The organism is Pelagibacterium lacus, assembly GCF_003345525.1.
GTDB lineage: Bacteria > Pseudomonadota > Alphaproteobacteria > Rhizobiales > Devosiaceae > Pelagibacterium > Pelagibacterium lacus.
Genome location: NZ_QQNH01000005.1, coordinates 59,713 through 82,690 on the forward strand (window position 1 = coordinate 59,713; position 22,978 = coordinate 82,690).

24 protein-coding genes and 1 tRNA gene are annotated in these 22,978 nt (G+C 64.6%); 16 read left to right on the forward strand and 9 right to left on the reverse strand.

Annotation, left to right across the window (positions count from 1 at the left end):
- Nucleotides 1-6: 6 nt before the first annotated feature.
- From DVH29_RS05295 to DVH29_RS05310, 4 genes are all read right to left on the reverse strand, one after another.
- Nucleotides 7-1,170: an acyl-CoA dehydrogenase family protein gene (locus tag DVH29_RS05295; protein WP_114645121.1), complete on the reverse strand. Its 1,164-nt coding sequence runs from the start codon at nucleotides 1,168-1,170 to the stop codon at nucleotides 7-9.
- A 131-nt stretch (nucleotides 1,171-1,301) separates the two neighbouring features.
- Nucleotides 1,302-2,075 carry an enoyl-CoA hydratase/isomerase family protein gene (locus tag DVH29_RS05300; RefSeq protein WP_158541570.1) on the reverse strand — a complete coding sequence of 258 codons (774 nt, stop codon included), beginning with the start codon at nucleotides 2,073-2,075 and terminating at the stop codon, nucleotides 1,302-1,304.
- Nucleotides 2,059-3,021, reverse strand: coding sequence for an NAD(P)H-dependent flavin oxidoreductase (locus DVH29_RS05305; RefSeq protein ID WP_245944886.1), 963 nt, complete (start codon nucleotides 3,019-3,021; stop codon nucleotides 2,059-2,061). Before DVH29_RS05305 ends, DVH29_RS05300 begins: the two co-directional genes overlap by 17 nt.
- Before the next feature lie 162 nt (nucleotides 3,022-3,183).
- Nucleotides 3,184-3,987: an alpha/beta fold hydrolase gene (locus tag DVH29_RS05310; protein WP_114645124.1), complete on the reverse strand. Its 804-nt coding sequence runs from the start codon at nucleotides 3,985-3,987 to the stop codon at nucleotides 3,184-3,186.
- A gap of 114 nt (nucleotides 3,988-4,101) precedes the next feature.
- On the opposite strand from DVH29_RS05310, the gene DVH29_RS05315 reads away from it, so the two are divergent.
- Entirely contained in the window at nucleotides 4,102-5,073 is a 972-nt protein-coding gene (locus DVH29_RS05315; RefSeq protein ID WP_245944887.1) for a LysR substrate-binding domain-containing protein, read from the forward strand.
- An 89-nt stretch (nucleotides 5,074-5,162) separates the two neighbouring features.
- Here the strand turns inward: DVH29_RS05315 and istA are convergent, their stop codons facing one another.
- From istA to motA, 5 genes are all read right to left on the reverse strand, one after another.
- Nucleotides 5,163-6,992, reverse strand: coding sequence for an IS21 family transposase (gene istA / locus DVH29_RS05320; protein ID WP_114645126.1), 1,830 nt, complete (start codon nucleotides 6,990-6,992; stop codon nucleotides 5,163-5,165).
- A 74-nt stretch (nucleotides 6,993-7,066) separates the two neighbouring features.
- A complete protein-coding gene (locus tag DVH29_RS05325) occupies nucleotides 7,067-7,522 on the reverse strand; it encodes a hypothetical protein (protein WP_147276008.1) in 456 nt (151 codons plus the stop codon).
- Nucleotides 7,523-7,788: 266 nt separating this feature from the next.
- Nucleotides 7,789-7,878 (reverse strand) — tRNA-Ser (locus tag DVH29_RS05330).
- Between the two features lie 93 nt (nucleotides 7,879-7,971).
- Nucleotides 7,972-8,844, reverse strand: a complete 873-nt coding sequence (locus tag DVH29_RS05335) for a flagellar motor protein MotB (RefSeq protein WP_114645128.1) — start codon at nucleotides 8,842-8,844, stop codon at nucleotides 7,972-7,974.
- 13 nt (nucleotides 8,845-8,857) lie between these two features.
- Entirely contained in the window at nucleotides 8,858-9,724 is an 867-nt protein-coding gene (gene motA / locus DVH29_RS05340; RefSeq protein ID WP_114645129.1) for a flagellar motor stator protein MotA, read from the reverse strand.
- 141 nt (nucleotides 9,725-9,865) lie between these two features.
- Here motA and DVH29_RS05345 point away from each other — a divergent pair, with 141 nt between their 5' ends.
- The 15 genes from DVH29_RS05345 (at nucleotide 9,866) to DVH29_RS05415 (ending at nucleotide 22,967) form a co-directional block, all read left to right on the forward strand.
- Nucleotides 9,866-10,567: an MBL fold metallo-hydrolase gene (locus DVH29_RS05345; RefSeq protein WP_114645130.1), complete on the forward strand. Its 702-nt coding sequence runs from the start codon at nucleotides 9,866-9,868 to the stop codon at nucleotides 10,565-10,567.
- 245 nt (nucleotides 10,568-10,812) lie between these two features.
- Nucleotides 10,813-11,490, forward strand: coding sequence for a 50S ribosomal protein L21 (locus tag DVH29_RS05350; protein WP_114645245.1), 678 nt, complete (start codon nucleotides 10,813-10,815; stop codon nucleotides 11,488-11,490).
- A gap of 28 nt (nucleotides 11,491-11,518) precedes the next feature.
- Complete coding sequence (gene rpmA, locus DVH29_RS05355) at nucleotides 11,519-11,785, forward strand: 50S ribosomal protein L27 (protein ID WP_114645131.1); 267 nt, start codon at nucleotides 11,519-11,521, stop codon at nucleotides 11,783-11,785.
- 151 nt (nucleotides 11,786-11,936) lie between these two features.
- A complete protein-coding gene (locus DVH29_RS05360; protein WP_114645132.1) occupies nucleotides 11,937-12,491 on the forward strand; it encodes a GNAT family N-acetyltransferase in 555 nt (184 codons plus the stop codon).
- Nucleotides 12,488-13,531, forward strand: a complete 1,044-nt coding sequence (obgE, locus tag DVH29_RS05365) for a GTPase ObgE (protein WP_114645133.1) — start codon at nucleotides 12,488-12,490, stop codon at nucleotides 13,529-13,531. Before DVH29_RS05360 ends, obgE begins: the two co-directional genes overlap by 4 nt.
- Nucleotides 13,519-14,673 carry a glutamate 5-kinase gene (proB, locus tag DVH29_RS05370; protein WP_114645134.1) on the forward strand — a complete coding sequence of 385 codons (1,155 nt, stop codon included), beginning with the start codon at nucleotides 13,519-13,521 and terminating at the stop codon, nucleotides 14,671-14,673. The genes obgE and proB overlap by 13 nt, the downstream gene beginning before the upstream one ends.
- Nucleotides 14,674-14,693: 20 nt before the next feature.
- On the forward strand, nucleotides 14,694-15,977 hold the full coding sequence (locus DVH29_RS05375; protein ID WP_245944888.1) for a glutamate-5-semialdehyde dehydrogenase: 1,284 nt from the start codon (nucleotides 14,694-14,696) through the stop codon (nucleotides 15,975-15,977).
- Nucleotides 15,974-16,603, forward strand: a complete 630-nt coding sequence (locus tag DVH29_RS05380; protein ID WP_114645136.1) for a nicotinate-nucleotide adenylyltransferase — start codon at nucleotides 15,974-15,976, stop codon at nucleotides 16,601-16,603. Before DVH29_RS05375 ends, DVH29_RS05380 begins: the two co-directional genes overlap by 4 nt.
- 184 nt (nucleotides 16,604-16,787) lie before the next feature.
- The gene (gene rsfS, locus DVH29_RS05385; protein ID WP_114645137.1) at nucleotides 16,788-17,177 is read left to right on the forward strand and encodes a ribosome silencing factor; all 390 of its coding nucleotides are present in this window, start codon (nucleotides 16,788-16,790) and stop codon (nucleotides 17,175-17,177) included.
- Between the two features lie 21 nt (nucleotides 17,178-17,198).
- Nucleotides 17,199-17,684 carry a 23S rRNA (pseudouridine(1915)-N(3))-methyltransferase RlmH gene (gene rlmH, locus DVH29_RS05390; RefSeq protein WP_114645138.1) on the forward strand — a complete coding sequence of 162 codons (486 nt, stop codon included), beginning with the start codon at nucleotides 17,199-17,201 and terminating at the stop codon, nucleotides 17,682-17,684.
- Nucleotides 17,685-17,731: 47 nt separating this feature from the next.
- Nucleotides 17,732-19,111, forward strand: coding sequence for a murein hydrolase activator EnvC family protein (locus DVH29_RS05395; RefSeq protein ID WP_158541571.1), 1,380 nt, complete (start codon nucleotides 17,732-17,734; stop codon nucleotides 19,109-19,111).
- Nucleotides 19,111-20,475: a S41 family peptidase gene (locus DVH29_RS05400; protein WP_342769875.1), complete on the forward strand. Its 1,365-nt coding sequence runs from the start codon at nucleotides 19,111-19,113 to the stop codon at nucleotides 20,473-20,475. The genes DVH29_RS05395 and DVH29_RS05400 overlap by 1 nt, the downstream gene beginning before the upstream one ends.
- A 112-nt stretch (nucleotides 20,476-20,587) precedes the next feature.
- Entirely contained in the window at nucleotides 20,588-21,736 is a 1,149-nt protein-coding gene (locus DVH29_RS05405) for a divergent polysaccharide deacetylase family protein (protein WP_114645141.1), read from the forward strand.
- A gap of 5 nt (nucleotides 21,737-21,741) precedes the next feature.
- The gene (locus DVH29_RS05410) at nucleotides 21,742-22,281 is read left to right on the forward strand and encodes an RNA pyrophosphohydrolase (protein WP_114645142.1); all 540 of its coding nucleotides are present in this window, start codon (nucleotides 21,742-21,744) and stop codon (nucleotides 22,279-22,281) included.
- Nucleotides 22,278-22,967, forward strand: coding sequence for an aspartate/glutamate racemase family protein (locus DVH29_RS05415; RefSeq protein WP_114645143.1), 690 nt, complete (start codon nucleotides 22,278-22,280; stop codon nucleotides 22,965-22,967). The genes DVH29_RS05410 and DVH29_RS05415 overlap by 4 nt, the downstream gene beginning before the upstream one ends.
- Nucleotides 22,968-22,978: the final 11 nt, after the last annotated feature.

Genomic DNA, 22,978 nt, shown 5'->3' on the forward strand with positions numbered 1-22,978 from the left:
TCCGTTTCAACCCGACTTGGGCAGCCCCAGCACCGAACGGGCCAGGATGTTGCGATGGATTTCGTTGGTGCCCGCGAAAATCGCTGGCGCGCGCGACTCGTAATAGGGCGCGAGCACATCGAGCGGCTGGCCATCGGCGTCGAGATCGCCTGCGATGCCACCTTCGTCCTCGGCGGCGTCGATAAGCATTTCGCTCAGGGACTGGAATGTTGCCGTCGACCAGATCTTGAGCGCGGAAACTTCCACGCCCAGCGTCCCGCCCGTTCCCACCAGATCGGCGAACCGGGCGTAGAGATCCTGCGCATCGAGCGTATCGAATGTCGCCTGCGCCAGCCGCTCGCCCCAACCCGGCGCTTCGAGCAGGCCCCGCGCGGCCATCAGGCGCCGCACCTGCGCCAGGGTCTTGACGGCCCGCTTGGGCGAGCCGGCCCAGATGCGCTCGAACCCGAGTTGGGCGCGCGCCACTTTCCATCCTTCATTGGGTGCGCTGACAACGGCGTCCGCCCCGACCGAAACGTCATCGAAGAACACTTCGCAGAAATCGGAATGGCCGGACAGATTGTCGATCGGCCGTACGGTCAGTCCTGGCAGGCTCATATCGACCAAAACGAACGTGATGCCTTCCTGCTTGGGCCCGGACGTGTCGGTCCTCACCAGGGCGAACATGTGGTTGGCCTCGGTGGCCGACGTGGTCCAGATTTTTTGCCCGTTGATGATCAACCGGTCTCCCTCGAAACGCCCCGAGCACGAGAGGCTGGCAAGATCGGACCCTGCGGACGGCTCGGAATAACCCTGGCACCAGATATGCGCACCCGAATGCATGGCCGGCAGATAGTGTTGCTTTTGCGCTTCGGTTCCCCATGCAATCAGGGCAGGGCCCAGATTGCGGACTCCTGAATCGTGCAGGAAAGGCGTTCCGCCTGCCTCCATTTCTTCGATGAAGACCAGATGGCGGGCCGGCGTCAGCCCCATGCCGCCATATTCCACGGGCCAGCCGGGCGCGATCATCCCCGCCTCATGGAGCGCCTCATACCAGACCTTTGTTGTCGCGGCCGGAAAACGATAGGGATAATATCGCAGGTTTGCCGGGCATTTTTCCGCGATGAACGCCCGCAGAATGGCGCGGAACTCGGCCTCGGCCAGCCCGTTCCAATCCGTTTGAACCGTCATGTTCTCTCCTTTGACCACGGTGTCCTGTCCAGGATCGCGCGATGCATGAGCTTTGAAAGATCAGGCAGGGGGCGGTCGGAAGACACCGACTTTTCCGCCCGATTGCCTGACCGGAAGTTGGCGTTGCGGAATCAGCGCCCGTGAAACTGGGGCTTGCGTTTTTCCAGAAACGCCCGCACGGCCTCCTTGTAGTCCTCGCTCTGGTTGAGCTGGGACTGGGTAAAGGCTTCGAGCTCCAGAAAATCATCGAGGCTGGTACTGACCGCCGCTTCGAACAGCCTGCGCGCCATGCCCAGGGCTAGCGTGGGCCGTTCGAGCAAGGACGCACACAGATCCTCTGCCGCCGCGTCGAGCGTGTCGTCGGACACCACGCTGGTCAAGAGGCCCAGGTCCAGCGCCTCCTGCGCGTCAATCATCCGGGCCGTGTAGACCAATTCCTTGGCACGCATTTGCCCCAGGTGCCGAATGAGAAAATGGATTGCGCCGCCATCGGGCACCAGGCCACGCTTGGAAAAGACCATCGAGAACTTGGCCGTGTCGGAAGCGATGACGAAATCGGATGCCAGGGGCATGGTCCAACCGAACCCCACGGCAGCGCCCCTGACCGCCGAAATCACCGGCTTTTCCATGGCAGCCAGCTCGCGCGCGATCGCATGCACGCCCCGCTGCATGCGCGTGCGGGCACTGGTCTGCCCGTCCTTGCCCATGCGTGTGACATCGGCGCCCGAGCAGAAGTCGGCACCCTCGCCCGTCATGAGGATAACGCGGGTCTCGGGATCGTGGCGCAGGGCGCGCAACTGGTCGCCGATTGCGAAGCGATCCTCAGGCGACAGGGCGTTCTTGCGGCCCGGTGTATCGAAAACGATACGGGCGACACCGCCGCTGGTTTCAAACCGTACGCCCATGGGCACCCCTTCCCTGCAGCCAGCCTGCGCGCTGGGCGGCTCTTGCCTGCGTGGCGCGTTCGGCCTCATGCCATTCCGCTTCCAGCCCGTCGGCGATCTCGGCAACGCTCTGTTCGCGCTCGATCAGCCCGATGCCCTGTCCCGAGCCGCGAATGTCGCGCCAGGCCTTGGGCTTTTCCTTGACCCCGGCCTGATAACGCGTCCGATCGGGGTCGGCGCTTCTGACCGTATCGAGATCGAGCCCCGAGCCGACGATGCTCTGGGCCAGATAATTGGCCGGCAAACCGCTGAAATAGGGCGTGTAGACGATGTCCTTGAGGCGGGCGTCGATCACCATCTGCTTGTAATCGGCCGGTGCATTGCTTTCGCGCGCCGCGATGAAGCGGCTGCCCATATAGACGAAATCAGCGCCAAGGCTGAGCGCGGCGTGAAGCCCCGCACCCGTGGAAATCGCCCCGGCCAGCACGATGGTGCCATCGTAGAACGACCGCACCTCGCTCAAAAAGGCGAAAGGGCTTGCCGTTCCGGCATGCCCGCCAGCGCCCGCGCAGACCAGGACCAGCCCGTCCACTCCCTGCTCGATGGCTTTTTCCGCGTGCCGCACCGTGGTCACGTCGTGATAGACGAGGCCGCCATAACCGTGAACTTCCTTGACGAGGTCACCGGGAGGATGCAGGCTCGTCAGGAGCAGCGGTACTTTCGCGTCCACGCAGACGCGGGCATCGTGATCGAAACGGCTGTTCGATTTGTTGGCGATAAGGTTGACGGCAAAGGGCGCTGCGGGAGCGCCGGGGTTCTTGCCGTCATGCTCGGCCAGTCCTTCCCTTATCCTTTCGAGCCAAACCTCAAGTTCGCTTTCCGGACGCGCGTTGAGCGAGGGAAACGCTCCGACCATGCCCGCCGTACACTGGGCGATGACCAGTTCATAACCTGAAACCAAAAACATCGGCGCGCATACGATCGGCAATCGCATCCGGCCCTTGAAGGCATCTGGAAGTGGCAAACACATCCTCCCATTCAGGTGTGCACACGGAATATGTGACACCGATAATCCGCAAGGCCCGCCCCGGACTCAACCTCGATAGAATCACCGCACCCTTACCTGCGATCAGGCTGGCGGTCGCTCCTGGGAGCGGGCCTTTCCATAGCGCCCAAAGAACGCCAGAAGTTCGGCGTCGAAGCCCTCGGGGTTTTCGATATTGACCGAGTGGCCACCATCGATATCGACGATTTCGAGCCCCGGCCAATCGGCTTCGAGACTCTGGCGAACGGGCTGGAAAATGCGCTCATGCCTGCCATTTATCAGAAGCGACGGCACCGTGCAGTCGGCAACCCGGCCGGCAAGAGAGGCCGATGGCAGGGAAATTTCCAGGATTTTGACGTAGCCGGCCACATCGATCCGATCGGCGTCGCGCGAAAGCGTCTCCCGAACGCTATCGGGGAAACGGCGTGCGAACCGGGGATGGAACCGCTCGCGCCGGAGCCCTTCGATCCCGCTTTCGCGCAATTTCGCGATCCGCTCGGCGCGGGCAGCGTGTTCGCTCAGATCGGCTTCATTCCTGAAGGCGGTACGCGCATTGGTAAAGGCCTGCGCGATGATGCGGGCGGGATGGCTGAGCGCATAGCGGATGGTTAGGCCGGCGCCGAAACTCTGGCCGCAAATGAACCATCGACCGATGCCCAGTTGTGCGCGAATGGCGTCGAGGTCGGCGACCATGGCGTCCGGATGCCAGGCTTCCGGATCGAGCGACGCGGCGCTTGACCCGTGCGCGGGAAGATCGACCAGGACCAGATTGTACCGCGCGCCCAAGCGCTCGACATTGCCCATCCAATGGTTCCGGCTCGACAACAGGCCATGGACAAGAAGCAAATGGTCCTTGCCGGCGTCGTCGCCGATACACTCATAGTCCATGTCATCCCCTGCCAAATGGATTTGCAGCCACCCATCATGCACCTTATGAAAGGCGCTGGGCCTGACTTTTTTTCAGCCTTTTGCTGGCTCCGGTCTGGGTGGAGCAAAGCGGCGTTGAAAGCGGTTTCCGCCTGGGAGAAAATGCCTGAGATGGACGATAAAGATCACAATTTGCCACTCAATCCCCTGCGCGCCTTTGCCATTGCATCGCGTTACGGCACGTTTACGGCCGCCGCCCAACACATGGGAATCACCCAGGTCGCCATCAGCAGGCAGATCTCGATCCTCGAGGCCTATCTGGGCGTAAAACTCTTCGAGCGGGGGTCGCGATCGGTCAAGCTGACCGAAGCGGGCCGGACCTTCGGAGAGCAGATCGCCGGCCTCTTCGACGAGCTCGAGGACGCAACCGAACGCGTTCTGACCCGCGAACGCGAACGCACGATCAATCTTCGGATCTACCCCACGCTCGCCCATTATTGGCTCTTGCCGCAACTGGGTGCGTTCCGCGCCCTGTATCCCGACTACCGCATCCGGTTCGACACGCGCATCGAACCGCTCGATTTTCGCGGCACGCACCTGGATGTAGCGGTGCAGATGGGTGATGGAACCTGGCCCGATGCCAGGGGTCGGAAAATATTCGACGAAAGCGTCGACGTCGTCTGCAGCCCCGATTACGCCGAGCGCATGAACCATTTCCGGTCGCCCCAGGACCTCAAACACGTCGAGCTGATCCAATCGAAATACCGCCGCCGCGTCTGGGATGACTGGATCGCCAGCGCGGGCATCGCTATTCCCCAAACGAACACGGCGGTCTACGATACTTCGGTCCTGGCCTACAGCGCAGCCATTCAGGGCCGCGGCCTCGCCATGGGCCAGATCAGTATCCTTGGCGAAGAACTCGCTTCGGGCGAACTCATTCGTCCCTTCGATTCGCCCTTGCAGACCGGCTTGGCAATTTACGTCCTGTGGCCAACCGATAAGTCCGTTTCGACCAAAACGCGCCGTTTGATCGATTGGATGCTGACGATGTCAGGCCAGGAAGCCCAGTTCTTCACCTCCCCAAAAGGACCGGTGACCACCCGCTGATGCTGTGACTTTGGATAATGGCGGATGGAACGGGACTGGGTTCAAATGCCCTCAGGACACACCGTTAGCGAATTGCCCAAATGTGGCTCTTACTCCCCATGTTGCCTGGAAAAGCGAGGCGTCGTACTGTTTTCGTCCAAGGCCCCATAGCAGCCTGAGCAGCCCAATACTAGTTGCCGAAGAGCTGCCTTGTGGTCTCTCTGTGTACCGGCGAGGTCTTGAGTTGCCACGATCAGCGTTTCATCTGCGCCCTTTGTCGCGATTGAGTATCGCCGGCGGATCGGATCGGGCGGCAACTCGCCATGATGGGGATAAAGCAACACGACGTTTGGGCAGTTGTATAGCCGGCCGTAAGCCATCAACTGGTAGACGTCCGCCTGACTGACGCCCTGCTTCGGATCATCGATCCGCGGCGTCATGCGCTTCCACTTGGTATCGATGATAAGCGCGATCTTCTCGCCCTGCCGGACGATGAGGTCCGGTCTTGTGCGGAAGCGCCCGGTCTCGCCTTCGTAGAGACACTCCCGATGGCCACCTTGCGACGACACACGGAGCCCCGTGCCAGCCACCCCTTCGCGCAGGGCTTCGGCACAGGCGGCCTCGACAGCGGGCAGACCATCGCTGAGCACGCTGGTCAGGATCGAGACCATCTGGCGATCGCCATCGTTTGCCGATGCCAGCCGGCGGCGTATCTTCTCGATGCTGGCTGGCAGGACCCAATCCTTGAAGGGTGCGCCGTTGCGCAGCGCGCCAGGCTTGCGGGCCAGAACAGGCACGTAATGCCAGGGATCGAAGAGAGTCTGATCACGGCCAAAACAGCGGGCGTGTTCTCCCACGATGACACCGTCCTGCCGGATCTCGACCCGATCGGCATAGGCCCTGATCTCGACAGGTCGGCCGACGGCATGGGCCGCCACTGAGTATTTATTGTTGTCGAACCGCACCAGGCACGTCTTGGCCACCGAAGCGGTCACCGCATGGAAGCCATCGAAGCGTCCGGTAAAGGGAACCAGGCTGGGCCGCTCGGCTTCGAACACATCCCAGATTGTGCGGTCGCCGAACTCGGGATGCTTGTGCGCCCGGGCATAGGCGATGGTCTTGTCCAAAAGCCAGGCGTTGAGCTCCTCATAGGATGCAAAGCGCAGACGGGGCGTGAAGAACCGCTCGCGGATAAGACCCACCTGGTTCTCGACCTGCCCCTTCTCCCAGCCTGAGGCCGGCGTGCAGGCAACGGGGTCGACCAGATGATGGCTGCACATTTGCAGAAAACGCCGGTTGTAGAGCCGCTCCTTGCCTACAAAGATCGTCTCGACCGCGGTCTTCATGTTGTCGTAGATGCCGCGCGTGCAGGCGCCTTTGAAGAAAGCGAACGCCCGGTCATGGGCATCGAACACCATCTCCTGGGTCTCGCGCGGATAGGCCCGCACAAACATCATGCGGCTATGGCAAAGCCGCATGTGGGCGACCTTGATCGTGACCGTTGTGCCATTGAGAATGACGATCTCGTGACTCCAGTCGAACTGGTAAGCTTCCCCGGCAGAAAAACTCAGCGGCACATAGGCCGAGGATGCCGATTGCGAGCGCTCACGGCTCCAGCGCCGCCCATAACGGCGGACCGCGTCATAGCTACCCTCATAGCCAAGACCGCAAAGCTCTTCATAGATCCGGATCAGCGTCAGGCGCTCCCGCGAGACCTTGCCTTCATTGGTCAGCAGTAAACGATCCAGCTCTGCCTGCCACGGCCCAATGGCCGGCAGGGGCTGGGTCTCTCGCTCATAGGAAAAGCGCGTCTCACCCGAGCGAATGATCTTGCGCACCGTGTTGCGTGCAACATGCAGTTCACGCTCGATCTGCTTGATGGATTTGCCCTGAACAAAATAGGCCCGACGGACCCGCGCAATCGTATCCACGCACTTCATCCCCCAACCGCCTGTCAAAAAGGGAAAACAGGCAGTGAAACAAACAAAATAAGGGGGTCAAAATTGGATGCCGATTAACCCCAAACTGGGGTCAAAATTGCACGCCTAATAACATCTTCGAGGACGGATGCATCGGGCATCATCTCACGGAAGGTGAAACGGCGTCGGAGTGCGGTGTCGAGAAGTGCGATCGACCGGTCGGCGGTGTTCATCGTGCCAAGGATGTGCAAGTTGGACGGCATACCGAACTCGTCCCCCGAATAGGGCAAGCGGATGATCTCCAGCGATGCATCGGTCTTGATCGGCACCGGTTCTGGATCCAAGTCTGGATTGGCGAACAGGCCCTTCCCTTCGGCCTGATCGTGTCCGATCTGGGCAAGCACATCGAAAACGTGATCGACCACACCAGGATCGTGCTCCTGATCGGCGATTTCGGACAGCGCACCAAGTCCCCTCAGGAATGGAAGCAGCGCCTCGATCATCTTTTTGGAGACTTTCGCCGCTCCGCCGGCAAGGGTTGTTCCATCCATGCTACGCACTCTCCTGAGCGCGATCTGCGCCGCAGCAGCCATGAGCAGGGCTTGCCTTCTGGCCTCGGGCGCAGTCATCGCACCTAGGGGAATACGGATTCGCGAAAGAGTCGAGTCCCGGGCAAGATCAACAGGGAGACGGATCTGGAAGGTCCAGGCGGAGCCTTTGCGGGCGAGATAGTGTGCGCACATGAGGTTGTACTTTCGGGAGTACAACCGCGTGCGGAGGAAACACTAAGTCCTGCAATTTCAAGAGCTTGGATTTATGGCGGAGAGGGAGGGATTCGAACCCTCGGAACGCTTGCGCGCTCAACGGTTTTCGAGACCGCCCCGTTCGACCACTCCGGCACCTCTCCGTCTTTACGGGCGAATATCGCGCGTATGGGTCGCTTGGTGCGCGCTATATGGCATAGCACTTGGCACGCCGCAACAGCCTTGTGCGCAATTGTTCACGGCCGCAGGTCGGAGGGGATCGGCGGGGGGGCGTTGAGCACGGTGATCCGGATGCGCTCGTTGGCGGCCAGATAGGGATTGTCGGCGAAATAGGGTTCGGCATCGGCGCGCCCGACCACCGAATGGATATGATCCTCGGACAAGCCATATTCCGCCAGGACGCCGCGCACCGTATTGGCGCGGTCGCTGGTCAATTCCCAGCTGCCATAGCCCGGCTCGGAATAGGCCAGCCCCGCCACCGTATGCCCCGATATCCGCACCTGGTTGGGCAGGCGCTGCAGCACGGGAGCGATGGCCGCGACCGCACCGCGCGCCCAGTCGAGAAGGTATTTCGAGCCTTCCGGGAACATGGGGCGGCCGGCCTGGTTGAGCAGGAGGATATCGAGCCCCTCCTCGGTCTGCTGCACGATGAGGCTTTCGGCGATCTCGGCGATGTCGGGCAGGGCCTGCCAGGCCTGCCTTATGCTGGCCGCCGCGCTGTGGAAATCCTGGGGATCGGAAACCCCCTCCTCCGCGCTGCGCCGGGCCGGCATGGACTGGGCATCCTCGCGCTCCAGCGCGGAAGCGAGCCCGCCGGCCGCATGCGGCATGGTCTCGGTCACCGCGGTCATGGCGCCATCGTCATCGGGCGCCCGCCCGCCCATGACGCCGCCCGAACCGCTGGTGGAGGGCGAGACGTTGGGCGGCGCGAAATAATCGGCAAGACCCTCCTTCTGCTCGGGCGTGGTCATCGAGATCAGCCACAGCAACAGAAAGAACGCCATCATGGCCGTCACGAAATCGGCATAGGCGATCTTCCACGCGCCGCCATGATGGCTGTGCTTGACGCGCTTGGACTTCTTGATGACGACGGCGGAATTGGTAGCCATGGAGCCTCGGGGTCTAGCGTGTGGCCAGCTTGAGATCGGAGGTCGACCTTTCGACCTCGTCGAATGTGGGCCGGTCCTCCGACATCACCGCCTTGCGCGCGAATTCGATGGCGATCGAGGGGGCATAGCCGGAAACATGGGCCAGGAGCCCCGCCTTCATCGACAGGAAATACTTCGATTCCGCCTCGTGGATATTGCGCAGCGCCTGGGCCATGGGCGCGAAGAACCCATAGGCGCAGAAGACGCCGAGAAACGTACCCACCAGGGCCCCGCCGATCATGTGCCCGAGCACTTCCGGCGGCTCCGAAATTGCGCCCATGGTCTTGATGACCCCCAGGACCGCAGCAACGATGCCCAGCGCCGGCGTGCCGTCGGCAATGGCCTGGATGGCGTTGATCAGCCGCTCCTGCTCCTGATTATGGGTCTCGAGCTCCTCGTCCATCAGGGCTTCGAGCTCGTGCGGGGCATAGGTGCCCACGGTCACCATGCGCAGATAGTCGCGCATGAACTCGACGGCGTGATGATTGGAGGCGAAGCTGGGAAAGCGCGCGAACAGATCGGAATTGTGCGGATCTTCGATATGGCGTTCCAGCGCCAGCGGTCCCTGCGACTGGATGAGGCGAAAAATGGTGAATTGCAGGCCCAGCAGCTCCACATAGGACTGCTTGTTGTAGCGCGGCCCCCGGAACAGGATGCCGAACACCCCCAGCGATTGCTTGAGCACTGCCTTGGTGTTTGCAATGATGAAGGCGCCGAAGGCGGCGCCCAGAATGATCACGGCTTCGAAAGGCTGCCACAGCACTTCGAGATGGCCGCCCATGACGGTATAGCCGCCCAGGACCGACGCAAAAACGATAATGGTGCCGATTATCAGTCTCATCAGAGCGTACTCGTTCCAACCCGGCCCCCGGGGAGAGAGCCAAAAAGCCAACAGCCCTTGACCTATACAGCGCCAAGGTTACCGAAATCTGTGCGGGGGTCCTTGTCGGCCGAACCGCCGCCCAGCCCGTGAGGAGAAACCATGTACGACCGCGACAGCTATGAAACCGCCAGGGGACCGCTGATCATCACCCCGATCCACCACGCGACCCTGGTCCTGGAATGGAACGGGGAGACGATCCTGTGCGATCCGGTGGGCGGCGCCCAGCGCTTCGCGCCCTTTGCCGCGCCGACCCTCATCATGCTCACCCACCATCACGGCGATCATCTCGACCTCGAAACCCTCGAGGCCGTGCTGGGAGACGAGACGGTGGTCATCGCGCCGCAAACCGTTTTCGACCAGTTGCCGCCGGCCATTGCGGCGCGAACCCGGACTCTGGCCAATGGGGACGAGACCGAGCACAACGGCATCCAGATCCGCGCCGTCGCCATGTACAACACGACGCCCGAGCGGCAGAAATACCATGAGAAGGGCGTGGGCAACGGCTATCTGTTCGACTTTGCCGGCACCCGCGTCTACCTCGCCTCGGATACCGAGCCGACGCCGGAAATGGAGGCGCTGGGCGCGGTCGACATCGCGTTCTTTCCCATGAACCTGCCCTTTACCATGACCCCCGACCAGGTGGTGGAGGCGATTGGAAAGGTGCAGCCGCGCTATGCCTATCCCTTCCATTACCGCTTCCCCTACGACGCCATCGGCACCGAGCCCGAGGCCCTGGTCGCCGCCATGCCCGAGGACAGCCAAACCCGGATCGTGGCGCGGGATTGGTACGGGCCGGTCTGACCCCGCGCCCATCGCTCCCCTTGGCGAGGGTTCCCCTTGACTCTTGGGCCTTTTGCATCGATAAGCGGCCCCGAACGCGCATTGGCCCTGGTCCATGCGCCGTTTGTTTTTGTTGAAACACGCTGCCACAGGCTGCCCGCCGGAGTTTTCCGGCCTTAAAGTCCGCGGAATTTCTGGGCGATCATCCGCGGCGCCGTCAGGTGCGAAAGCGAAGGGAACCGGGTTCGAAAACCCGGCGAATGCATATGTTTGCAGTCATCAAGACCGGTGGCAAGCAGTACAAGGTCGCTGCCAACGATCTGGTCCGCGTCGAAAAGCTCGCGGGCGAGGCCGGCGATGCCGTTACGTTTGAAAATGTCCTCATGGTTGGCGCCGATGCCGACGTGACCCTTGGCACCCCGCTCGTCGATGGCGCGCTGGTGGCCGGCGAGGTCGTCGAGCAGTTCCGCGACAAGAAGGTCATCATTTTCAAGAAAAAGCGCCGCCAGCATTATCGCCGCAAGAACGGCCACCGCCAGGAACTGACGCTGGTGCGCATCACCGAGATCCTGACCGGCGGCGCCAAGCCCTCGGGCAAGAAGGCCGCTGCGCCCAAAAAGGCCGCCAAGGCCGAGGACAGGCCCGCTGACGCCAAGGCCACCGACACCAAGCCGGCCAAGGCCGAAAAAGCCGAGGCTGCACCCGCTGCCGATTTCAAGGACGACGTCAAGCTGATCGGCGGCGTCGGCCCCGCGATGGAAAAGAAGCTGGCCGCCGCCGGCGTCACCACCCTAGCCCAGATCGCCGCATGGACCGAAGCCGATATCGCCAAGTTCGACGCCGAACTCGACTTCAAGGGCCGCATCGAGCGTGACGAATGGGTCGCGCAGGCCAAGGACCTGATCGCCGGCAAGCCCCCGCGCGCCAAGATCGATCAGCAGTAAGACACCGTTTCCAAGAGGAATTTGAACCATGGCACATAAGAAAGCAGGCGGTTCGTCCCGCAACGGTCGCGATACAGCCGGCCGCCGCCTCGGCGTCAAGAAGTTCGGCGGCGAAGCCGTCATTGCCGGCAACATCATCGTCCGCCAGCGCGGCACCAAGTGGCACGCGGGCACCAATGTGGGCCTCGGCAAGGACCACACGATCTTCGCGCTCGTCGACGGCAAGGTGAGCTTCGCCACCAAGTCGGGCGGCAAGAGCTTCGTTTCGGTCGAGCCAGTCAAGGCTGCTGAATAAGCCCGGCAGACCATGAGCCTGCCGGAGACCTTCTCCCCGGCACGATGCTCGTCTAGTGATCAGGGGAGTCGGTTTCGACTCCCCTTTTTCGTTTTGGCAAGACCGACATGTCCACGCTATTGTTGAGCGACGCGCTTTGCACCGGAGACGCATGGCGATGACCGACCAGCCCGAGATCGTCACCGAGCGCCTGGTGCTGCGCCGGCCGCGTCTGCGCGACGCGCCGCGCATCGCAAGCCTGCTCAACAATTTCGAGGTGACCAAGAACCTGGCCCGCGTCCCCCACCCCTATACCATCAACATGGCGGTGGACTGGCTGATCCGCCAGAAGCGGGAATGGACGCCGGATTCGGTGACCTTTGCCGTGTGCGACAAGCGCAACGGCCTGATGGGCTTTTGCGGCATGCACCGGGAAGGCCGCGATGCCGAGATCGGCTACTGGCTGGGCCAGCCCTATTGGGGCCAGGGCTATATGACCGAGGCGGCGACGGCGACCATCGACTGGTATTTCCGCGCTTCGGGCTCCGATCGCATGGTCTCGGGCGTCTTCTACTTCAACGCGGCCTCGCTGGCCGTGCAGGAGAAGCTGGGCTTCGTCCGCACCGGCATCGGCAAGCGTATCTGCCTTGCCCAGAACGCCGAGATCGACCATATCGAAACCGAACTGACCCGCGAGGCCTTCTACAAGGCCCTGGAGACAAGATGAAGTTCCTCGACCAGGCCAAAGTCTATATCCGCTCGGGCAATGGCGGCTCCGGCTCGATCGCCTTCCGGCGCGAGAAATTCGTCGAGTTCGGCGGCCCCAATGGCGGCAATGGCGGCGCGGGCGGCGATGTTATCGTCGAATGCGTCGATGGGCTCAACACCCTTATCGACTACCGCTACCAGCAGCATTTCAAGGCTGGGACCGGCGGGCACGGCATGGGCCAGAACCGCACCGGCGCCGATGGCGGCGACGCCGTGCTCAAGGTGCCGGTGGGAACGCAGATCTTCGAGGAGGACGGGGAAACCCTCATCGCCGACTTCACCGAAGTCGGCCAGCGCGAAGTACTGCTCGAGGGCGGCAATGGCGGCTTCGGCAACGCCCATTTCAAATCCTCGACCAATCAGGCGCCCCGCCGCGCCAATCCCGGCCTGCCCGGCGAGGAGAAGTGGATCTGGCTGCGCCTGAAGCTGATCGCCGATGCGGGCCTCGTCGGCCTGCCCAATGCGGGCAAATCGACCTTCCTCTCCGCGGTTACCGCCGCCAAGCCCAAGATCGCCGACTATCCCTTCACCACTCTCCATCCGGGCCTCGGGGTCGTGCGGGCCGGAGGACGCGAATTCGTCCTTGCCGACATCCCCGGGCTGATCGCGGGCGCTTCGGAAGGCGCCGGGCTGGGGGATCGCTTCCTCGGCCATGTGGAGCGCTGCGGCGTGCTCATCCACCTCGTCGACGGCACCCAGGAGGATGTGGCAGGCGCCTATAGGATCATCCAGTCCGAACTCGAGGCCTACGGAGCCGGGCTCGACACCAAGGACGAAATCCTCTGCCTCAACAAGACCGACGCCCTCGACCCCGAAACCCTCGCCGAACGCAAGGGAGCGCTGGAGGCGGCCAGCGGCGGACCGGTGCTTACCCTCTCCGGCGCCACCGGCGCCAATGTCGATGCGGTGCTCTATGCCGTGCTCGAAAGCCTCGACCACGCCGCCGACAACGAGCAGCGCTCCTCCCAGGCGGCGGCGCGGGACAAATGGGTGCCCTGATGCAGGCCGACCGGATCGTCGCGATGAACGCGCTGGCAGACCATGGACGCCTGGTGATCAAGATCGGCTCGGCCCTGCTCGTCGACGGCAAGACGGGCCAACTGCGCAGCGACTGGCTCGCGGCGCTGGCCGAGGACATAGCCGGACTCAAGGCGGAAGGCCGCGATATCGTCATCGTATCCTCAGGCGCTATCGCGCTGGGGCGCCGGCTGCTGGGCCTGCCGGGCAAGACCCTGCCGCTCGAACAGAGCCAGGCGGCGGCCAGCGCCGGGCAGATCGCCCTCAGCCAGGCCTGGGCCAGCCATCTGGGTGCGCATGGGATCACCACGGGGCAGATCCTCCTGACCCCCAACATCACCGAGGAGCGCCGCTATTTCCTCAATGCGCGCACCACGATCAACACGCTGCTCGGCCTCGGCGCTGTGCCGATCATCAACGAGAACGATTCCGTCGCCACCTTCGAAATCCGCTATGGCGACAATGACCGCCTGTCGGCCCGGGTGGCGACGATGATCGAGGCCGACATGCTGGTGCTGCTCTCCGATGTCGACGGGCTCTATACCGCGCCGCCGGCCCAGAACCCAGAGGCGCGCCATATCCCCCATGTGGCCGAGATCACCCCCGAGATCGAGGCCATGGCGGGCGGCGCGGCCAGCCACCTGTCGCGCGGCGGCATGACCACCAAGATCGGCGCCGGCAAGATCGCCACCCAGGCCGGCACCGCCATGATCATTGCCCTGGGCACTGCGCCGCACCCGATCGCCTCGCTGCAGCAGGGCGGGCGGCACACGCTGTTCAACGCACGGCTCGGCTCCACCGCCGCCCGCAAGCGCTGGATCATGGGCACGCTCGAGGTGACCGGGCACATCACCATCGATGACGGCGCCGTGCGGGCGCTGCAATCGGGCCGCTCGCTGCTCCCCATCGGGGTGATCAAGCTGCGCGGCGATTTCGGCCGCGGCGATACCATCGCCATCCTCGACATCAATGGCCGCGAAATCGCCCGCGGCCTCGCCGGGCTCGACCGGGAAACCGCCGACCTCGTGATCGGCAAGAAGAGCGAGACCATCAAGGACATGCTCGGCCCATCGACCCGCGCCGAGCTTGTGCACCGCGACAATCTCGTGCTTTTGAGCCACTGAACAGGATGGGGGAAGCCATAATGACCGCCGCTGCATCGTCAACCGCCACGCTCGCAGACATCATGGCCGGCCTCGGGCAACGCGCCCGGGCCGCCGCCTCGGTGCTCGCCCATGCGCCGGCGGAACGAAAGACCGAGGCCCTGCGCGCCGCGGCCAGGGCCATCGATGTCCGCCGGGCCGAAATCCTCGCCGCCAATGCAGAGGACATGGCGACGGCGCGGATGGGCGGCATGAGCGCCGCCTTTCTCGACCGGCTGCTGCTCGACGACAAGCGCCTCGACGCCATCGTCGCGGCGCTCGAAGCCGTCGCCGGATTGCCCGATCCGGTGGGCACCGTCGTCGCCAACTGGCAGCGCCCCAACGGGCTCGACATTTCCCGCGTCCGCACACCGCTGGGGGTGATCGGGGTGATCTTCGAATCGCGGCCCAACGTCACCGCCGATGCGGGTGCATTGTGCCTCAAGGCCGGCAATGCCGTGATCCTGCGCGGCGGTTCGGACAGCATCCATTCCTCCCGCGCCATCCACCAATGCCTCGTCGACGGCCTGCGGGCGGCCGGCCTGCCCGAAGATTGCATCCAGATCGTCCCGACCACCGACCGCGCTGCGGTCGGGGAAATGCTCAAGGGCCTCGACGGGGCGATCGACGTGATCGTCCCCCGCGGCGGCAAGGGCCTGGTGGGCCGCGTGCAGTCGGAAGCCCGGGTTCCGGTCTTCGCCCATCTCGAGGGCCTCGTGCATGTCTATATCGACAAGAGCGCCGATCTCGACCTCGCCATTTCGGTAGTGACCAACGCCAAGATGCGCCGCACCGGCATTTGCGGCGCCGCCGAAACCCTGCTCGTCCATAAGGATGTCGTGGACACCCATCTCGTTCCCATCGTCACGGCGCTGATCGAGAAGGGCTGCGAAATCCGCGGCGACGCTATCGTGCAGCAGGCACTCGCCACCGCCGCCCCGGCCACCGAGGACGATTGGCGCACCGAATATGAGGACGCCATCATCGCGGTGAAGGTGGTTGCCGATGTGGGCGAGGCCATCGCCCATATCGAGCGCTATTCCTCCCACCACACCGAAGCGGTGATCGCCGAGGACCCGGCGGTCGTCGAGCGCTTCTTCAACGAGATCGATTCGGCCATCCTCATGCACAACGCCTCGACCCAGTTCGCCGATGGCGGGGAATTCGGCTTTGGCGGCGAGATCGGCATCGCCACGGGCAAAATGCATGCGCGCGGCCCGGTGGGCGTGGAGCAATTGACGAGCTTCAAATATCTCGTGCGCGGCGCCGGACAGACCCGTCCTTGAGCACGCCCCTTTCCATCCCGGGCATCACCGACCTTCCCCCTTCAGCACCCGGCATGCGCATCGGGCTGTTCGGGGGCAGCTTCAACCCGCCCCATGCGGGCCACGAGCTGGTGTCGCGCGAAAGCCTCAAGCGGCTGCGGCTCGACGCCGTGTGGTGGCTGGTGACCCCGGGCAACCCGCTCAAGGACCACGGGGCGCTCGCCCCCCTGGCCGAGCGGGTGACTGCCGCACGCCGCCTCGCCGACCACCCCCGCATGCGCGTCACCGGCTTCGAGGCCGCGCACGGCTTTGCCTATACCTACCAGACCCTCAGCCATCTGCGCCGCACCCTGGCCGACCGCAAATTCGTCTGGATCATGGGCGCCGACAGCCTGGCCGGATTTCACCGCTGGGAGCGCTGGGAGGAGATCTTCACCCTGCTGCCCATCGCCGTCTATATCCGGCCCGGCTCGACTCGCCGCGCCACCTTCTCCAAGGCCGCGACCCGGTTCGCGGACTACCGGCTCGACGAGACCGACGCGGCGCTTCTGCCCGACATGCCGGCCCCGGCCTGGGTGTTCCTGCACGGGCTGATGAGTTCGCTGTCCTCGACCGACCTGCGGGCCGGGGATCGCGCAAACCCCTGATGCCGAGCGCACCGTCTCATTAACGACATCGAACTATGATCGGTTTGCGCGACGCTGCCCTTGGCAAACCGGGGGACGAAGCGCATATTGGATGAACACTGGCGGCGCGGCCGCCGACTGGAAAAGGAAACTGATCCCACTTGATGACCAATACAGCCCCTGTTCGGGCGGAGGTTCAGGCCTAATGGCTCCGACGCCCTCTCATACGGTCCCGACGACCGCGCCCGAGGCCTCGCCTCAGGTTCCCCTGATCGACCTCATCGTCGCCTCGCTGGAAGACGCCAAGGCCGAAGACACGATCTCCATCGACATCACCGGAAAATCGTCGCTTTCGGACCATATGGTGGTCACGTCCGGGCGCTCGAACCGCCATGTCGCCGCCATTGCCGACCAGTTGGTCAAGGCCCTCAAGGACAATGGCTACGACAAGCCCCGCATCGAAGGCCTGCCGGCCGCCGACTGGGTGCTGGTGGATGCTTCCGATGTGATCGTGCACATTTTCAGGCCCGAAGTCCGCGAGTTCTACAACATCGAGAAGATGTGGGCGGCGGAGTTCGGAGCGGACACGCATTAGCGTCAGGCCGCGCGGGAGCGAATGCGTATTCAAGTCATTGTGGTCGGGCGCATGAAGTCGGGGCCCGAACGGGATTTCGTGTCGCGTTATCTCGACCGCGCCACGGCTGGGGGCAGGACGCTCGGCCTCACCGACTTCACCGTCACCGAGCTCGCCGAATCCCGGGCAGCGGGCGCTGTCGCGCGCAAGGCCGAGGAAGCACGGGCCATCGCCGCCGCCCTGCCGGAAAAATCCGTGCTGGTGGCGCTCGATGAACGCGGCAAGGGCATGACGAGCGAGCGCTTTGCCGCGCAGATCGCCGATTGGCGCGACGCCGGCCGCGCCGGCCTTGCCCTCCTCATCGGGGGCGCCGACGGCATCGATGCGCAATTGCGCGACCGGGCCGACCTCGTCCTCTCCTTTTCCCCCATGACCTGGCCGCACCAGATGGTGCGCATCATGGCCGCCGAGCAGTTGTATCGGGCCACCACAATTTTATCGGGCCACCCCTACCATCGGGGCGATTGATGCCCGGCACTCTGCTATTGTCCGGAGTGATTCGGAGAGATGTCCGTTTGAAGTCTGTCGGTGAAACCCTGATCCCATTCCTGGGGACGAGGCGACGCAGCCTGTTGGCGCTGGCGGCGCTTGCCGGCCTTTTCCCCATGGCCGCCGCCGGGCAGGACACCGAAGCCGGGCCGGCGCCCGAAAATATCCCCAATGCCGAGCTCGACGACGCCTCCCTCGCGGCGCAATCCGACCTGCAGACGGTCGAGGACACGATGGCCCTCACCGCCGAGCGCATCGCGGAAATCCGCGCCGAGATCGAGGCGCTGGACAGCGACGCCGCCCAATTGGCGCTGGAATTGACCGCCGCCTCCCAGAGAATCGATCTGGCCAGCGACGACGTCCGGGTCATCGAGGAACGGCTCGAGGAACTGTTCGCCTCCGAGCGGGAAATCGGCATAAGGCTCGATGGCCATGACCGCTCGATCTCCAACCTCCTTGCCTCGCTGCAGCGCATCACCGCGCAGCCGCCCCCCGCCATCATCGTCGATCCCTCCGACGCCCTCGCCTCGGCGCGCGCCGCCATGCTGCTCGGCTCCGTCCTGCCGCAAATGCAGGCCCGGGCCGACCGCGTCACCGAGGACCTCAACGCCATTGCCCAGGTCAAGCGCTCCGCCCAGGAAGAGGCCGGCCGCCTGCGCGCCAATCTCGCCACGCTCAACGAGGAGCGCCTGCGCATCGCCACGGTGATCGAGGCCCGCAAGCAGGGGCTGGAATGGCTGAGCGACGATTTGTTGCGCGAGGAAGCCGAGGCGCGCGCCCTGTCCGACCGGGCGACCTCTCTCGAACAGTTGATCGCGGGCCTCCAGACCCGCATCGACGCGGTGACCGCCGCCGACGAAGCCACCGCCGCCGCCAATGTGGGCAGCGACGTGCCCACGCTCGATGCCGAAACTCTGAGGGTGGCGTTCTCGGATACTTCGCGCACCGAGCCCGCGGTGCCGCTGGCCGCGGCCAAGGGGCATCTGACGCCCCCGCTCGCCGGAGCGCTGGTCGCCGGATACGGCGCCGCCGACGGCTTTGGCGGCACCAGCAAGGGCCAGCTGATCGCCGCCCAGCCCGGCCAGACCGTCCTGGCCCCGGCCGATGGATGGGTCAGTTATGCCGGGCTCTTCCTCAATTACGGCCAAATCGTCATTCTCAATGCCGGCCAGGACTATACAGTGGTTTTGGCCGGCCTCGAATCGGTGGACGTCGAAAGAGGCCAGTTCGTGCAGATGGGGACCGGGATCGGCACCATGGGCACCGAAACACCCCCGGCGGAAATCCGGCCCGACTTTGACGGTCCAGCCCTCTATTTTGAATTGAGACAGGGCGAAACACCCATCAATCCGCAGGGATGGTGGGTCGCCCAGCCCCAGGAACAGCAAGAAAGTGGAACGAACTGATGGCGATGGTGTGGAAGCGGGTTCTGGTCGCATTTCTGGTCGCAGGCGCCATGGCCAGCCCTCAGGCGGCCTGGAGCCAGGCGCCGCAACCCGATCAGGATGAGCTCTACCGCCAGCTCGAACTGTTCGGCCTGGTGCTCGACCGCATCCGCGACGAATATATCGAGGCGCCCAGCGAAACCGAACTGATCCGGGCCGCCATCGACGGCATGCTCACCTCCCTCGATCCGCACTCGGCCTATCTCTCGCCCGAGAGCTTCGCCGATGTGCGCGAGGACACCTCCGGCACCTTTGGCGGGCTGGGCATCGAGGTGACCATGGAGGAAGGCCTGGTCAAGGTGGTGACGCCCTATGACGACAGCCCCGCCTCCAAGGCCGGCATTCTCGCCAACGATCTCGTCGTCGAGATCGACGGCCAGCAGGTCATGGGCATGACCCTCGACGAGGCCGTCGAGATGATGCGCGGCGAGATCGGCACCGAAGTCGATATCGTCGTCTCGCGCGAGGGCGCCAGCCAGTTGATCGAGATGACGCTGGTCCGCGACGTCATTTCGGTCTCCGCCGTGCGCTGGAGCACCGAGCGCGACGTGCCGGTCATCCGCCTGTCGCGCTTTTCGGGGCAGGCCTATTCCGGCCTCGAGGACGCCCTGGGCGAGATCTTCGCCGAGGGCGCGGGCGCGGGCCCGGCCGGGATCATCCTCGACCTGCGCAACAATCCCGGCGGCCTGGTCGACCAGGCCCAGTTCGTCGCCGACGCCTTCCTCTCGCAAGGGGCGGTGGTGCTCACCCGCGGCCGCATCCCGAGCCAGAATTCGCGCTATGACGCCGGCCCCGACGATCTCGACGCCCTGATCGCCGACACCCCGATCATCGTGCTGATCAATGGCGGCACCGCCTCCGCCGCCGAGATCGTGGCCGGTGCCCTGCAGGACCACGCCCGCGCCACCATCCTTGGCACGCGCTCCTTCGGCAAGGGATCGGTGCAGTCGATCATTCCGCTCGGCTTCGACGGGGCGATGCGCCTCACCACGGCGCGCTACTATACCCCCAACAACCGCTCCATCCAGGCGCTGGGCATCTCGCCCGACATCCAGGTGTTCCAGGACGTTCCCGAGGAATTCCAGGGCCTCGACGAGATCATCGGCGAGGCCGGTCTGGCCGGGCACATATCGGGCGAGGAGGAGGAAGCGACCGTGGGTTCCTCGGTCTATGTTCCCGCCAATCGCGAAGAGGACAACCAGCTGCAATACGCCGTCGACCTCATCCTGGGCGTGGCCGAGGATGAAGCCTTTCCGCCCAATCCCGACGCGGTGATCGCCAGCACCGTCCCCAATGCCGGGGACGAAGACCTCGAAACCGAATAGGACTGTGTTATAGCCTTGCCATGAGGGCGGGTGCCGTGATTCGGCCCCGCCGGGATCACAGGCGGACGATGCACGGGCACGGGAATTGCCCCATGGCGGGGCAGATCGGGTCATGACCGGCGAGTTGGACGCACCCTTGGGCCGCAAGCGCCGCGCCAGGGCCGCTTCCCGCGCGGCCCATATTCCGTGGGGGCGCCTGGGGGCAGGGCTCTTCATCCTCCTCGCGCTGGGGATCGGGGGATGGGTGGTGTTCGTCGACGATCCGCTCGGCGGGCGCCCGGTCGCCGAAACCCCGATCAACACCCAGGGCCCGGCCAATGCGATCGCCGACGACCTCGCCACGCCCCCGCCGCCCGAAACCCGCCAGCCGGTGACGCTTACCCCGCTCGAGGCTCCCGGCGGGCCTTCGATCATCACGCTGGGCGATATGGCCGCCGCTGCCGACCCCGCCGCCTCCGACGCCGATCCGCGCGCCGATCTCACCGAGCGGACCAGCAACGGCCCCCTGCCCCGGGTCGGCGCGGACGGCACGCGGCCCTTCGACGCCTATGCCCGCCCCTCGGTGACCCCGGCTTCGGCCGGCGGGCGCAAGCTGATCGGCATCGTGGTTTCGGGCCTCGGGCTGAGCGAATCCTCGACCCGCGACGCCATCCAGTCCCTGCCGGGCACCATGACGCTGGCCTTCGCCCCCTATGGCCGCAATCTCGAGCAGCTGACACGCGAGGCCCGGGCCGACGGCCACGAGATCATGCTCGAAATTCCGCTCGAGCCGTTCGACTATCCCCAGAACGATCCCGGTCCGCACACCCTGCTCGTCGAGCAGCCGCCGCGCGACAATCTCGAAAAGCTCTATTGGCTGATGACGCGCATGGGCGGCTATACCGGCGTGCTCAACCATATGGGGGCCCGCTTCACCGCCTCGGCCGCCGATTTCAGCCCGGTCATGGAAGAGCTCGGCCTGCGCGGCCTGTCCTATCTCGACGACGGCAGCTCCAACCGCTCGGTGGCGCCGCAATTGGCGCGCCAGAACGCGGTGCCCTATGCCCGGGTCGACCGGCCCCTCGACACCAATCCCTCGCGCACCGCGATCCTCGCGGCGCTCGAGGACATCCGGGCCACAGCCGATGCCGAGGGCCGGGCCATCGGCATCGTCTCGGCCCTGCCCGTGTCCATCCGCACGCTGGCCGAATGGGCCAATGGCCTCGACGAGAACACCTATCTGCTGGTGCCCATCAGCGCGCTTTCGACGACACAAGGTTGACCCCCATGCCCCCGATCCGTGACCAGATGCCCTATCGCGACTGCGTGGGAATCGCCCTGTTCAACGCCGATGGAAAGGTGTTCATTGCCCGCCGCATCCTGGCCCCCGGCCCGGACCAGTCCGAAGTCCTGGCGCCCTGGCAGATGCCGCAAGGCGGCATCGATGCGGGGGAAGACCCGCTGGCCGCCGCCTATCGCGAGCTGTTCGAGGAAACCGGCATCCGCACCATCCGCCTCCTCGACCAGGTCACCGACTGGATCCATTACGACCTCCCCGACGAGGTGCTCGGCATCGCGCTGAGGGGGCAATATCGCGGGCAGCGGCAGAAATGGTTCGCCTTCCTGTTCGAGGGCGAGGAAAGCGAGATCGAACTCTCCCGAGACACCGAGGGCCTCGACCCCGAATTCGACGCGTGGCGGTGGGAGGACCTTACCGCGCTGCCCGAGCTGATCGTGCCGTTCAAGCGCCCGGCCTATGAGGCGATCTGCGCCGCCTTCGCCCCCATCCCCGCCCGGCTGAACGGCGCGGCGCGGGCCGAGCCATGAAGACCATCGGCATTATCGGCGGCATGAGCTGGGAATCGACGGCGCATTATTATGCCGCCATCAACCGCGAGACCGCACGCCGGCTGGGCGGATTGCATTCGGCGCCCATCCTCATGGCCTCGCTCGACTTCGCGCCGATCGAAAGCCTGCAGCGCGAGGGCGATTGGCAAGCGGCCGGCGAAATCCTCGCCCGGGCGGCAAGAGGGCTGCAGCGGAGCGGGGCCGATCTCGTCCTCCTCGCCACCAACACCATGCATGTAGTAGCCGAGGCGATCGAGGCGGAGCTTTCCGTCCCCTTCCTCCATATCGTCACCCCGACGGCGCGGGCCCTGCGCGCCGATGGTATCGAGACGGTCGGGCTCCTCGGCACCCGCTTCACCATGGAGATGGATTTCTACAAGGAGCGGCTGCGCGGCGAAGGGCTCGAACCGCTGATCCCCGAGGTCGACCGCACCAATCTCAACGCCATCATCTATGAGGAGCTGTGCCGCGGCATCGTGCGCGACGCTTCGCGCGCCATCTATGTAGAGGCCATCGACCGCCTGAGGGCGCGGGGCGCGGAAGCGGTGATCCTGGGTTGCACCGAGATCGCCATGCTGATCAGCGACGACGACAGCCCGCTGCCGGTCTACGACACCACCGAACTGCACGCCCACGCCGCCGTTGCCGCCGCCCTGGCGGATTGATGGGAAGACGG

What these genes read in the sequence shown, in the direction of transcription:
- DVH29_RS05295 (WP_114645121.1), bottom strand. Translation starts at nt 1,170, where the DNA reads ATGACGGTTCAAACGGATTGGAACGGGCTGGCCGAGGCCGAGTTCCGC.
- DVH29_RS05300 (WP_158541570.1), bottom strand. Translation starts at nt 2,075, where the DNA reads ATGGGCGTACGGTTTGAAACCAGCGGCGGTGTCGCCCGTATCGTTTTC.
- DVH29_RS05305 (WP_245944886.1), bottom strand. Translation starts at nt 3,021, where the DNA reads ATGTTTTTGGTTTCAGGTTATGAACTGGTCATCGCCCAGTGTACGGCG.
- DVH29_RS05310 (WP_114645124.1), bottom strand. Translation starts at nt 3,987, where the DNA reads ATGGACTATGAGTGTATCGGCGACGACGCCGGCAAGGACCATTTGCTT.
- istA (WP_114645126.1), bottom strand. Translation starts at nt 6,992, where the DNA reads ATGAAGTGCGTGGATACGATTGCGCGGGTCCGTCGGGCCTATTTTGTT.
- DVH29_RS05325 (WP_147276008.1), bottom strand. Translation starts at nt 7,522, where the DNA reads ATGGATGGAACAACCCTTGCCGGCGGAGCGGCGAAAGTCTCCAAAAAG.
- DVH29_RS05335 (WP_114645128.1), bottom strand. Translation starts at nt 8,844, where the DNA reads ATGGCTACCAATTCCGCCGTCGTCATCAAGAAGTCCAAGCGCGTCAAG.
- motA (WP_114645129.1), bottom strand. Translation starts at nt 9,724, where the DNA reads ATGAGACTGATAATCGGCACCATTATCGTTTTTGCGTCGGTCCTGGGC.
- DVH29_RS05345 (WP_114645130.1), top strand. Translation starts at nt 9,866, where the DNA reads ATGTACGACCGCGACAGCTATGAAACCGCCAGGGGACCGCTGATCATC.
- DVH29_RS05350 (WP_114645245.1), top strand. Translation starts at nt 10,813, where the DNA reads ATGTTTGCAGTCATCAAGACCGGTGGCAAGCAGTACAAGGTCGCTGCC.
- rpmA (WP_114645131.1), top strand. Translation starts at nt 11,519, where the DNA reads ATGGCACATAAGAAAGCAGGCGGTTCGTCCCGCAACGGTCGCGATACA.
- DVH29_RS05360 (WP_114645132.1), top strand. Translation starts at nt 11,937, where the DNA reads ATGGCGATGACCGACCAGCCCGAGATCGTCACCGAGCGCCTGGTGCTG.
- obgE (WP_114645133.1), top strand. Translation starts at nt 12,488, where the DNA reads ATGAAGTTCCTCGACCAGGCCAAAGTCTATATCCGCTCGGGCAATGGC.
- proB (WP_114645134.1), top strand. Translation starts at nt 13,519, where the DNA reads ATGGGTGCCCTGATGCAGGCCGACCGGATCGTCGCGATGAACGCGCTG.
- DVH29_RS05375 (WP_245944888.1), top strand. Translation starts at nt 14,694, where the DNA reads ATGACCGCCGCTGCATCGTCAACCGCCACGCTCGCAGACATCATGGCC.
- rsfS (WP_114645137.1), top strand. Translation starts at nt 16,788, where the DNA reads ATGGCTCCGACGCCCTCTCATACGGTCCCGACGACCGCGCCCGAGGCC.
- rlmH (WP_114645138.1), top strand. Translation starts at nt 17,199, where the DNA reads ATGCGTATTCAAGTCATTGTGGTCGGGCGCATGAAGTCGGGGCCCGAA.
- DVH29_RS05400 (WP_342769875.1), top strand. Translation starts at nt 19,111, where the DNA reads ATGGCGATGGTGTGGAAGCGGGTTCTGGTCGCATTTCTGGTCGCAGGC.
- DVH29_RS05405 (WP_114645141.1), top strand. Translation starts at nt 20,588, where the DNA reads ATGACCGGCGAGTTGGACGCACCCTTGGGCCGCAAGCGCCGCGCCAGG.
- DVH29_RS05410 (WP_114645142.1), top strand. Translation starts at nt 21,742, where the DNA reads ATGCCCCCGATCCGTGACCAGATGCCCTATCGCGACTGCGTGGGAATC.
- DVH29_RS05415 (WP_114645143.1), top strand. Translation starts at nt 22,278, where the DNA reads ATGAAGACCATCGGCATTATCGGCGGCATGAGCTGGGAATCGACGGCG.